The sequence below is a fragment of the Pseudomonas sp. AO-1 genome (assembly GCF_019775695.1).
Lineage (GTDB): Bacteria > Pseudomonadota > Gammaproteobacteria > Pseudomonadales > Pseudomonadaceae > Aquipseudomonas > Aquipseudomonas parakoreensis.
Map to the genome: position 1 here is coordinate 4485101 of NZ_CP079947.1, position 12140 is coordinate 4497240.

Sequence of the window (12140 nt, forward strand, 5' to 3'; positions counted from 1 at the left end):
ATGGCCGCCCCGGGCAAGGCACAAGCTGTTACACCTTGGGGCATAATGCCGACACTTTCATGACCACTGAGGGCTTTTTCATCCATGCCCTCGTTATTTCTCCCCTCTTTTGCAGGGTTTTATTTCATATGATCAAATCGTTGCGTCCTCTGTTTCTTGCCGGCCTTCTTCTGCCCCTGGCCCTGCCGGTTGCCGCTGCCACTATCAATACCGCCCTCACCCCCAACGTCGAAAAAGCCCTCAAGGCCAGCAAACTGCAGCCGACCGCGCTGTCGCTGGTGATGATCCCGCTCGACGGCCCGGGCAATCCGACCGTGTACAACGCCGATGTCTCGGTCAACCCGGCCTCGACCATGAAACTGGTCACCACCTACGCCTCGCTGGAAATGCTCGGCCCCAACCATCAGTGGAAAACCGAGTTCTACACCGATGGCGACCTGAGCGGCGGCATCCTCAACGGCAACCTGTACCTCAAGGGTGGCGGCGATCCGAAGCTGAACATGGAAAAACTCTGGCTGCTGATGCGCGACCTGCGCGCCAACGGCGTGACCCAGGTCACCGGCGACCTGATCCTCGACCGCAGCTTCTTCATCCAGCCACAACTGCCGGAATTCAACGACGACGGCAACGACGAGAACAAACCGTTCCTGGTCAAACCCGACTCGCTGCTGGTCAACCTCAAGGCCCTGCGCTTCGTCGCGCGCAATGACGGTGGCCGGGTGCTGATCTCGGTGGAGCCGCCGATTGCCAGCGTGCGCATCGAAAACACGGTCAAGGCGCTCAACTCCAAGCAGTGCACCGGTGGCGTGCGCTACAACCCGGTGACCCAGCCTGATGGCAGCGTGACCGTGACCGTCGCCGGCCAGTTGGGCGATGGCTGCAGCTCGCAGACTTACCTGTCGCTGCTCGACCACGCGACCTACACCGCTGGCGCCGTGCGCGCGATCTGGAAAGAACTGGGCGGCAGCATCCAGGGCAAGGATCGCCTCGCCGCGACCCCGAGCAGCGCCAAGCTGCTGGCCCGCGCCTACTCGCCGGATCTGGCGGAAATCATCCGCGACATCAACAAATACAGTAACAACACCATGGCCCAGCAGCTGTTCCTGAGCCTCGGTCAGAAGTACCGCAACGAAGCCGACGGTGACGACGCCAAGGCCGCACAACGCGTAGTCCGCCAGTGGCTGGCGAAAAAAGGCATCACCGCGCCGCACCTGGTGATGGAAAACGGCTCCGGGCTGTCGCGCGCCGAACGCGTCAGTGCCCGCGAGATGGCCAACATGCTGCAAGCGGCCTGGCACAGCCCATACGCTGCCGAGTACATCAGCTCGCTGCCGATTGCCGGCACCGACGGCACCATGCGCAAACGCCTGAAAACCACCGCGATGCGCGGCGAGGCCCACGTCAAGACCGGCACCCTGAACACCGTGCGCGCCATCGCCGGCTTCAGCCGCGACGTCAACGGCAATACCTGGGCGGTGGTGGCGATCCTCAACGACAAAGCCCCATTCGGCGCGTCGTCGGTGCTGGATCAGGTGCTGCTGGACCTGTACAAGCAGCCACGTTTGCCGCAGACCGCTTCGGCGCTGTAATACGATACTGCGAACACCACCAAACCCTGTGGGAGCTGGCTTGCCAGCGATAGCGGAATGTCAGCCACCGAAGATGCTGACTGAAACGCCCCTATCGCTGGCAAGCCAGCTCCCACAGGATTGTGGTGTATTGAATCTCAGCTCATCTGCTCCACCCGATCGCGCCCACCCTGCTTCGCCGCATACACCCCGGAATCCGCCCGCAGCAGCAGCGCATCCGCGCCTTCCCCCGGACGCCAGCTGGCGATGCCGAAACTGGCCGTCACCACCCCGACCACGTCCACCGGCGCGCTGCGCAGGCCTTGCCACAACTCCACCGCCAGCTTGTACGCATGTTCGCCGTCGATGTCCGGGCACAGCACCATGAATTCCTCGCCACCGAGACGACAGAACACGTCGGTCCGCCGCAAGCGATGGCCGATGCGCTCGCACACCGCCTGCAGCACCCGATCGCCGACGGCATGACCGTACTGGTCATTGATGCGTTTGAAGTGGTCGATGTCGAGCATGATCACCGACAGCTCACCGCCGCCGCGCTCGACCCGGGCCATTTCGGTGGTCAGGCGTTCCTGGAAGTAGCGGCGGTTGTGGATGCCGGTCAGCGAGTCGGTGACCGACAGCGCCCGCAGTTCCTCTTCCACCCGTTTCAAGTCGGAAATGTCCGAGATGTAGCCGTGCCACAGCACGCCGCCGCCCGGCAGTTCCTCCGGCGTCGCCTCGCCGCGCACCCAGCGCAGGCCACGCTCGGGCAACTGCACGCGGTATTCCTCGCGCCATGGGCTGAGGCTGTCCGCCGAAGCGCGGATCGAGCTGCGCACTCGCGAGACGTCTTGTGGATGGATGCGGGTGAAAATCGCCTCGGCATTGAGCAGCAGCACGTCGGGCTCCAGCTCGTAGATCTCGCGGATGCCGTCGCTGGCATAAATCACGCTGAAACGCCCGTCGAACTCCATCTTGAATTGGTAGATGCCGCCGGGCACATGGGCGCTGAGCTTTTTCAGCAATACATCGCGCGCCGCCAGTGCTTCGTGCACGCGCTTGCGCTCGGTGATGTCGATGCAGATCGCCAGATGCCCGACCCACAAACCCTGCTCATCCAGTACCGGGGTGGCAAGCATGTTCACCGGCAGATAACTGCCGTCGCTGCGCACCAGCGTCCACTCGCGCGCCTCGTGACCGCCCACTTCACCGCCCTCGACCAACATCGCGTGGCAGGTCGGAATGCTCTTGCCGTAACGCGCACTCAACTCCGCGGAACGCGCGGCCAGCTCTCGCGGCAGATGCAGGTTTTCCAGGGTCATGTGCCCGACCACATCGGTGCTGCTGTAGCCGAGCATCTGTTCCGCGCCGGGGTTGAAGGTGTTGATCACCCCGCGCAGATCCGTGGCAATGATCGCCACCTGGGTCGCGGCATTCAGCACGCCGCGCAACTGACCGTGGGTGCCGCGCAACTCCTGCTCGCGGGCGTGCAGTTCCTGCGTGCGCAGTTCAACCATGCGCAGGGCGCGCTGGCGTTGACTGACCAGCACATACAGCAACGCGCTGAGCAACAGGCTCAGCAGCGCGCCCAGCACCACCAGGCTGCTGATGGAAGAATGGTTGGCCTGTAAAAATGCCTCGCTGGGCTGAATGTCCACTTGATAATCATGGTCGGCCATGCGAACCAAGCGTGTGGCGGACAGGTCGCTGGCCCCGGCCTTGTTGGCGGACTCGTAGAGCACTTCATGCTGATCGTCGGTGGACAGGTCGAGAATACGCACCGTGAGGAAATCCTGGGTTTCCTCCGGCAGTCCGTCGGCCAGCAACTGCTGCATGCTGATCACCGCCATCACGTACCCTTGCGCAGAACCTTTCGCCGCGCCCTCCTCGGTGACCGGCGCCAGCAGCAAGACGCCCCGGGCATAGGCCGGATCAATCCCCACCAGATGCAACGGCTGCGACACCGCCATGTGCCCGCTGCGGTCGGCGCGTTCCAGCGTCGCCCGGCGCAACGGTTGTGCCAGCAGGTCATAGCCCAGCGGGGTGGGCAAGCGGCTCTGGCTCTGGGTGTAGATCACCGGAACGTATTCGGGACGATCACCGGCGGTCTGCAACTGGCCGTCAGCATTCAGCTCGCGAAAGGTGAAGGTGCTGAACCCTTCGCTACGCACCGCTTGTTCGATCGCCGGACGCTCGGCACGGCTGACCCGCGGCGCATAGGAATAGGCCTGGGTGCGTAACAGAAGCGGTTTGGCATAGCCGTCGAATTCGCTGCGTGAGACCGAATCGGAGTTGGCGAAAAAACGGCGCAGGCCGTCGAGACGCTGTTCCTGATCCTGGAAACGTTCTTCGATGCGGCTGTAACGCTCATTGGCCAGCAGCTGAAAGCGTTGGCGCAGTTGATGGTGAAACTGATTGAGGGTGGCCCAGGCGAGCAGCCCCGTGAGAATCCCGCCGGCGAGCAATACCAGTATCGCGACCAGCCAGGCCGAGACGTCTTCACTGATAAAACCCAGAATCTTTGGGCGCACGGGGTGCAACGACATAGGGGCAACTCACGACGCCATTGTTTCGGGGGAAAACCCCATTGGCCATGCGTTGAGTTATAGCTATTAGCCATTAATTTGGCTAGCGCTGATCGGATCCAAGAGCCTTTAAAAATCAAGGCTCTGTGGATCCAACCCGCCCAAGCGTCAACGAGCCGTGATTTTCCAGGCGCGGTGGATCTTGGTGTTACGCGCAAAATCCGGATCGATGGTCTGCGCGCTGATTTCCTCGACCGCGTAACGTTCGGCCAGGTTCTCCTCCAGCTGGAACTTGCGGAAGTTGTTGGAGAAATACAGCACGCCACCCGGGGCCAGGCGTGCCATGGCCAGGTCGATCAACTGCACCTGGTCACGCTGCACGTCAAAGATGCCTTCCATGCGCTTGGAGTTGGAGAAGGTCGGCGGGTCGATGAAGATCAGGTCGTACTCGTCGCGGCTGCTTTCCAGCCACGCCATCACGTCGCCCTGCTCCAGACGGTTCTTGTCGGAGAAGCCGTTCAGCGACAGGTTGCGCCGCGCCCAGTCGAGGTAAGTCTTCGACAGGTCGACGCTGGTGGTGCTGCGCGCACCGCCCTTGGCCGCGTGCACACTGGCGGTCGCGGTGTAGCAGAACAGATTGAGGAAGCGCTTGCCGGCCGCCTCTTTCTGAATGCGCATGCGCATCGGCCGGTGGTCGAGGAACAGCCCGGTGTCGAGGTAGTCGGTGAGGTTCACCAGCAGCTTGACGCCGCCTTCGCTGACCTCATTGAACTTGCCCTGCGCCGCCTGACGTTCGTATTGCTTGGTGCCGCTCTGGCGCTCGCGGCGTTTGACCACCACGCGGCTCTTGTCGACGTTCAGCGCCTGCGGGATCGCGGCCAAGGCGTCGAACATGCGTGCCGAGGCTTTTTCCGGATCGATCGACTTCGGCGCGGCGTATTCCTGCACGTGCACCCAGTCGTGATACAGGTCGATGGCCATGGCGTATTCCGGCATGTCGGCATCGTAGACGCGGTAGCAGTCGATGCCTTCGCGCTTGACCCACTTGCTCATCGCCTTGAGGTTTTTCTGCAGGCGGTTGGCAAACATCTGCCCGCCTTCGCTCAGGCGCGGCTGCTCGATCACCGGGGCCGGGGCTGGCGTCGGTTTGATCGGGTTGCCGTTCTTGTTGAACTTGCGCTCTTGCGGCTCGTTCGGGGTTTGATCGTAAGCGGCTTGCTCACGCTCGGCCTGACGCTGTTCCGGGGTCCGCCGCTCGCCGGTGACGAACTGATCCGGCAGCACTTTGATCAACAGCAGTTTGCACGGCAACGCGCCGTTCCAGAACGAATACTGTTTGTGGCTGCGAATGCCCATGCGCTTGCCCAGATCCGGCGCGCCGGTGAACACCGCCGCTTCCCAGTTCAGGCAGGCCTGACGCAGGCGCTCGCCAAGGTTCTGATAGAGGTAAAGCAGGCTGGCTTCGTCGCCCAGACGCTCGCCGTACGGCGGGTTGCAGATCACCAGACCTTTCTGGCTCTGGTCCGGACGCGGCTCGAAGGTCGCGACTTCGCCCTGATAGATCTTGATCCACTCGCTCAGACCGGCACGCTCGACGTTGTTGCGACCCGGTTGAATCAGTCGCGGGTCGGCTTCGTAACCGCGAATCCACAGCGGCGGCTTGGCCAGACCGGCAGCGGCACGCTCGACGGCTTCTTCATGGAGTTTTTTCCACAGCGCCGGAACGTGCCCCAGCCAGGCGGTGAAGCCCCACTGCTCACGGCGCAGGTTCGGCGCCATGTCGGCGGCGATCATCCCGGCTTCGACGAGGAACGTACCGACACCGCACATCGGGTCAGCCAGCGCGCCACCTTCGGCCGCAATGCGCGGCCAGCCGGAACGGATCAGGATCGCTGCCGCGAGGTTTTCCTTCAACGGCGCCGCGCCCTGCTGCAGGCGGTAGCCGCGCTGGTGCAGGCTGTGACCGGACAGGTCGAGGGACAGAATCGCTTCGCCGCGATCCAGGCGCAGGTGAATGCGCAGATCCGGGTTGAGCTTGTCGATCGACGGACGGTCGCCTTGCGGGGTACGCAGTTTGTCGACGATGGCGTCTTTGACTTTCAGCGCGCCGAAGTGGGTGTTGTCGATGCCCGAGCCGTGACCGCTGAATTCAACAGCCAGAGTGCCGTCGGCGAGCATGTGATCCTGCCACTCGACGTCAAGCACGCCGTGGTACAGGTCTTCAGCGTCTTTCATCGGGAAGCGCTTGAGCACCAGCAGCACCCGGTTGGCCAGACGCGACCACAGGCACAGGCGATAAGCGGTTTCCATGGTCGCCATGCCACGCACGGCAGAGGTGTGCTCGCGGGCCTCTTCAAGGCCAAGCCCGACGGCTTCCTCGATGAGCAGGCCTTCAAGGCCTTTGGGGCAAGTGAGGAAGAGTTCGAAACGATCGGACATGGTATTTCCAGAGCCTTTGGCTAGTGAACCGGCAACGCATTGCCGATCCGGTTTTCAATCAGGCGCTTTTCCACAAGAACGCCCGCGTGGCACGAAGGTGTGCCGTTCCATCCCCGCTGCTCGGGTTAAAAGAGCTTAGATGCCGGGACAGATAAAAAAGTTGATGAAACAAAAAGTCTTAAAGCGACCCTTCGTCGCATATTACCCAAGCGCAAACGTGGGTCATTCTCACTAAAGGATTAACCCCATCATCCAGCGCGGGGCCGATCATACCGGGGTTTGCTGCAGAAACCTTCATGAAACCCGTCGTTACTTATGGCTGTAGCACTACTTTCGTTACGTCCTTATGACAAAACGATCATTCCCTCGCTGTGACTCATTGGTTAGAACTGACCACAGGTTGACGTCGCAACGGCGTCAACACCTTGGCTCGCCACGCCGGCAGCGAGCCGCCCAACGGCAGAGTTTTTTCTGCCAGACCTCGATTGAGGTCAACGCGACGAAAACAGTCAACAAGTGAGGGAAACACCCTATGAGAAGACTTAAGCGTGATCCGTTGGAAAGAGCATTTTTGCGCGGATATCAATATGGCGTTGGTGGCAAATCCCGCGAGCTTTGCCCATTTACTCTACCGTCGGTACGTCAAGCCTGGATCAACGGCTGGCGAGAAGGACGCGGCGACAACTGGGACGGTATGACCGGCACTGCGGGGATCCACAGACTCAACGAACTTCACGCCGTCGGCTGACACAGGGCACTTATTGCAACACGACAATCTGAATTTCTAGCGACTTACCATGCACGTCCTTCCCGGACGGCGGGCTACGGCCCAGGGGCTCCTTCGAGGAGCCCTTTTTTATGCTTGCTCCGGACGATACAGATCCCTGTGGCGAGGGGATTCATCCCCGATGGGCTGCAAAGCGGCCCCGAATCCATCCACCCGAGTGTGCCAGGCGAACGGCGGATGCAAATTTTACGACTGCTGCGCAGTCGATCGGGGATAAATCCCCTCGCCACAAAAGCCCCTCATCACGAGTCCTCAACAGCCTCAGCGCAGCGCGGCAATCGCGTCGACCGATTCACGAATCAAGGCCGGGCCTTTGTAGATGAAGCCCGAGTAAATCTGCACCAGACTCGCACCCGCCATGATTTTCTCGGCCGCATGCTTGCCTTCAGTGATGCCACCCGCCGCAATGATCGGCAACCGACCACCCAGCTCCTCAGCCAACACCTTCACGGTATGCGTGCTCTTGTCGCGCACCGGGGCGCCGGACAGACCACCCGCCTCGTCACCGTATTCCATGCCTTCGACGCCGACGCGACTCAGGGTGGTGTTGGTGGCGATCACTGCGTCCATCCCGGTTTCGATCAATGCCTGAGCCACTTGCGCGGTCTCTTCGTCGGTCATGTCCGGAGCGATCTTGATCGCCAGCGGTACATGTTTGCCGTGACGCAGGGCCAGTTCGGCACGGCGCGTGGCCAGGTCCGCCAGCAACTGCTTGAGCGAATCACCGAACTGCAGGCTGCGCAGGCCCGGGGTGTTGGGCGAACTGACGTTGACCGTGACATAGCTGGCGTGGGCATACACCTTGTCCAGGCAAATCAGGTAGTCATCTACCGCGCGCTCGACCGGAGTGTCGAAGTTCTTGCCGATGTTGATCCCCAGCACGCCCTTGTATTTGGCTGCAGCGACCCGCGCCAGCAGGTTATCCACACCGAGGTTGTTGAAGCCCATGCGATTGATGATCGCCTCGGCCTCCGGCAGGCGGAAGATCCGTGGTTTCGGGTTGCCCGGTTGCGGACGCGGGGTCACGGTGCCGATTTCGACAAAGCCGAAACCCAGTTGCGAGAAACCGTCGATGGCCGCGCCGTTCTTGTCCAGACCGGCCGCCAGACCCACCGGATTCGGGAAGTCCAGGCCCATGACCGTCACCGGCAGGTTCGCCGGCTTCTTGCACAGCATGCCGTTGAGGCCCAAACGCCCACCCGCGCCGATCAGATCCAGCGACAGATCGTGGGAGGTTTCCGGGGAAAGTTTGAACAACAGCTGACGGGCCAGGGTGTACATGGGCGGCGATGACTCGGGCGGCGAAAAGAGGCGGCGATTATAGCCGGGCATCGCCCCCCGGCGCGAGGCGCACAGGCAAATCAGCCTGACTGGCATATGCCTTGCACTTTCAGGGTTATCAGCCCCCAGGCCAATGACGGCGTGCGGGCACGGACAATGGCGTCGTTCGCAGGTTTTGCCTGAGCAAAACCTGGGACGGCGTTTTTTTTGAGGGTGGCTTTATATGAGTGATTCGTCCGTCGGGCCACTGGCCTGGGTCAACGGCAGTGATGCCCCGGAAAAAAGCGTGATCAATCTCGGTTTCATGGCCTTGAGCGACTGCGCCTCGGTGGTCGTGGCCGCCACGCAAGGCTTTGCCCAGCCCTACGGCCTGACAATCAACCTCAAGCGTCAGGCGTCCTGGGCGACGTTGCGCGACAAACTGGTCAGCGGTGAACTGGATGTCGCCCACAGCCTGTACGGGCTGATTTACGCGGTGCATCTGGGCATCGGCGGCGTGGCGCCGAGTGACATGGCGGTGCTGATGGGGCTGAACCAGAATGGCCAGAGCCTCAACCTGTCCCACGGCTTGCAGCAACTGGGCGTGACCAGTCCTGAAGCGCTGGATCGGCACGCGCACCAAACCCGCGCAAAACTGACCTTCGCCCAGACTTTTCCCACCGGTACCCACGCGATGTGGCTGTATTACTGGCTGGCGAGTCAGGGCATTCATCCGTTGCAGGACGTCGACAGCGTGGTGGTGCCGCCGCCGCAAATGGTCGCGCACCTGCAAGCCGGGCGCATCGATGGTTTCTGCGTCGGTGAGCCGTGGGCGGCAGCCGCCGTGCAGCAGGATCTGGGGTTCACCCTGGCGACCAGCCAGAGCATCTGGCCCGATCATCCGGAGAAAGTCCTCGGCTGCACCCGCGCGTTCGTCGAACAATACCCCAACAGCGCCCGGGCGCTGGTAATGGCGATTCTCGAGGCCAGCCGCTTCATTGAACAAAGCGCGGAAAACCGCCGCAGCACCGCGCAGTTGCTGAGCGCCCCGGAATATCTCGACGCCCCGCTGTCCTGCATCGAACCGCGTTTTCTCGGGGATTACGCCGATGGCCTCGGCAACCGCTGGCAGGACCCGCACGCCTTGCGTTTTCACGGCAACGGCGAGGTGAATTTGCCGTATCTGTCCGACGGCATGTGGTTCATGACCCAATTCCGTCGCTGGGGCCTGTTGCGCGAGGACCCTGATTACCTCGCGGTGGCCCGCCAGGTTCAGCAACTGGACATCTACCGCGAAGCCGCCACCGCCGTCAGTGTCGCCGCGTGGGGCAAAGAGATGCGCAGCAGCCAGTTGCTCGATGGCAAAGTCTGGGACGGCAGCGATCCGGCCGCATACGCCCGCAGTTTCAAGCTGCACGCCCTGAGCGACGCCGCTCCTCTGCTCGCCCGCCGCTGACAGGAGACCGCCAATATGCTGCGCATTCTGCTGATCAACGACACCGCGAAAAAAGTCGGGCGCCTGAAAGCCGCGCTGATCGAGGCGGGTTTCGAGGTCATCGATGAGTCCGGCCTGATCATCGACCTGCCGGCCCGCGTCGAAACGGTGCGCCCGGACGTGATCCTGATCGATACCGAGTCACCGGGCCGCGATGTGATGGAGCAAGTGGTGCTGGTCAGCCGTGACCAGCCCCGACCGATCGTGATGTTCACCGACGAACACGACCCGGGTGTGATGCGTCAGGCGATCAAGTCCGGGGTCAGCGCCTACATCGTCGAAGGCATCCACGCCCAGCGCCTGCAGCCGATTCTCGATGTGGCCATGGCCCGCTTCGAAAGCGATCAGGCCTTGCGCGCGCAACTGCTGGCCCGCGACCAGCAACTGGCCGAGCGCAAACGCATCGAGCTGGCCAAAGGGCTGCTGATGAAAATGAAGGACTGCAATGAGGAAGAGGCCTACACCCTGATGCGCCGCCAGGCCATGAGCCGCCAGCAGAAACTGATTCAGGTGGCGGAGCAAATCATTGCCATGAGTGAGTTGCTCGGCTGATTGAAGAGCAAAAGATCGCAGCCTTCGGCAGCTCCTACAAAGGCACGCAATTTCCTGTAGGAGCTGCCGAAGGCTGCGATCTTTTGATCCTTGGCACAAATCTGGCTAAGCATTCAGCACAGGTAACCAACGGCGGTTGCCCCACCCACGACAAAGACGTCGCTCACCCCGCTCGCCCCATCGGCGAACCAGGTAGCGGCGTTTTTGCGTTTTGGCCCCACAGCCCGGGGCCGGTGGTGCGGCCGTGGCGGCGCGCCACCTGCTGTGACTCCTTTCGAGACTCTTTTCAGCTGAGGTGCGCGATGAATTCAAGCTTCTGGAAATCCGGCCACACCCCGACCCTGTTCGCAGCGTTCCTGTATTTCGACCTGAGCTTCATGGTCTGGTACCTGCTCGGCCCGTTGGCGGTGCAGATCGCCGCCGACCTGCACCTGAGCACCCAACAACGCGGGCTGGTGGTGGCGACGCCGATACTCGCCGGTGCGGTGCTGCGATTTGTGATGGGCATGCTGGCTGATCGTCTGTCGCCGAAGACCGCCGGGCTGATCGGCCAGGTGATCGTGATCTGCGCGCTGTTCGGTGCGTGGAAACTCGGTATCCACAGTTATGAACAGGCGCTGCTGCTGGGGCTATTCCTCGGCATGGCCGGTGCCTCGTTTGCTGTGGCCCTGCCGCTGGCCTCGCAATGGTATCCACCACAACATCAAGGCAAGGCGATGGGCATCGCTGGCGCCGGTAACTCCGGCACCGTGTTCGCCGCGCTGATCGCCCCGGTGCTGGCCGCGTCGTTCGGCTGGAGCAACGTGTTCGGTTTTGCCCTGATTCCGTTGATCCTGACGCTGGTGCTGTTCGCCTGGCTGGCGAAAAACGCGCCGCAGCGGCCCAGGGCCAAAGCCATGGCCGACTACTTCAAGGCCCTCGGCGACCGCGACAGTTGGTGGTTCATGTTTTTCTACAGCGTGACCTTCGGCGGCTTCATCGGCCTGGCCAGCGCCCTGCCCGGCTACTTTAACGATCAGTACGGGCTGAGCCCGGTAACCGCCGGTTACTACACCGCTGCCTGCGTGTTCGGTGGCAGCCTGATGCGTCCGCTGGGCGGCGCGTTGGCGGATCGCTTCGGCGGCATCCGCACGTTGCTGGCGATGTACACCGTGGCGGCGATCTGCATCGCCGCCGTCGGTTTCAACCTGCCCAGTTCCTACGCCGCCCTGGCGCTGTTCGTCTGCACCATGCTCGGGCTCGGCGCCGGCAACGGCGCGGTGTTCCAGTTGGTGCCACAACGCTTCCGTCTGGAGATCGGCGTGATGACCGGACTGATCGGCATGGCCGGTGGCATCGGCGGCTTTGCCCTGGCGGCCGGCATGGGCGCGATCAAGCAAAGCACCGGCAACTATCAACTGGCGCTGTGGTTGTTCGCCAGCCTCGGCGTGCTGGCGTGGTTCGGCCTGCACGGGGTCAAGCGGCGCTGGAGAACCACCTGGGGTTCGGCGGCGGTCACTGCTGCGCGCGTGTGA

General features: G+C 62.4%; 8 protein-coding genes. 5 read left to right on the forward strand and 3 right to left on the reverse strand.

Features of this window, described 5'->3' with window-relative positions; genetic code table 11:
• The first annotated feature begins 128 nt into the window (after positions 1-128).
• Complete coding sequence (dacB, locus tag KVQ82_RS20280; RefSeq protein ID WP_086794912.1) at positions 129-1589, forward strand: D-alanyl-D-alanine carboxypeptidase/D-alanyl-D-alanine-endopeptidase; 1461 nt, start codon at positions 129-131, stop codon at positions 1587-1589.
• Positions 1590-1726: 137 nt separating this feature from the next.
• Here dacB and KVQ82_RS20285 read toward each other — a convergent pair whose 3' ends face one another.
• Positions 1727-4114: a diguanylate cyclase gene (locus KVQ82_RS20285; protein ID WP_222015449.1), complete on the reverse strand. Its 2388-nt coding sequence runs from the start codon at positions 4112-4114 to the stop codon at positions 1727-1729.
• A gap of 147 nt (positions 4115-4261) precedes the next feature.
• Positions 4262-6532, reverse strand: a complete 2271-nt coding sequence (gene rlmKL, locus KVQ82_RS20290; RefSeq protein WP_222015451.1) for a bifunctional 23S rRNA (guanine(2069)-N(7))-methyltransferase RlmK/23S rRNA (guanine(2445)-N(2))-methyltransferase RlmL — start codon at positions 6530-6532, stop codon at positions 4262-4264.
• A gap of 532 nt (positions 6533-7064) precedes the next feature.
• Here rlmKL and KVQ82_RS20295 point away from each other — a divergent pair.
• Positions 7065-7280 (forward strand): ribosome modulation factor, encoded by a 216-nt coding sequence (locus KVQ82_RS20295; protein WP_003223300.1) that lies wholly within the window; start codon positions 7065-7067, stop codon positions 7278-7280.
• Positions 7281-7580: 300 nt separating this feature from the next.
• Here KVQ82_RS20295 and KVQ82_RS20300 read toward each other — a convergent pair whose 3' ends face one another.
• Positions 7581-8600, reverse strand: coding sequence for a quinone-dependent dihydroorotate dehydrogenase (locus tag KVQ82_RS20300; protein ID WP_222015453.1), 1020 nt, complete (start codon positions 8598-8600; stop codon positions 7581-7583).
• Between the two features lie 223 nt (positions 8601-8823).
• On the opposite strand from KVQ82_RS20300, the gene KVQ82_RS20305 reads away from it, so the two are divergent.
• The 3 genes from KVQ82_RS20305 (at position 8824) to KVQ82_RS20315 (ending at position 12140) form a co-directional block, all read left to right on the forward strand.
• Complete coding sequence (locus KVQ82_RS20305; RefSeq protein WP_222015455.1) at positions 8824-10035, forward strand: CmpA/NrtA family ABC transporter substrate-binding protein; 1212 nt, start codon at positions 8824-8826, stop codon at positions 10033-10035.
• 15 nt (positions 10036-10050) lie between these two features.
• Positions 10051-10626 carry an ANTAR domain-containing response regulator gene (locus KVQ82_RS20310; protein WP_086794916.1) on the forward strand — a complete coding sequence of 192 codons (576 nt, stop codon included), beginning with the start codon at positions 10051-10053 and terminating at the stop codon, positions 10624-10626.
• Between the two features lie 302 nt (positions 10627-10928).
• A complete protein-coding gene (locus KVQ82_RS20315; RefSeq protein ID WP_222015456.1) occupies positions 10929-12140 on the forward strand; it encodes a NarK/NasA family nitrate transporter in 1212 nt (403 codons plus the stop codon).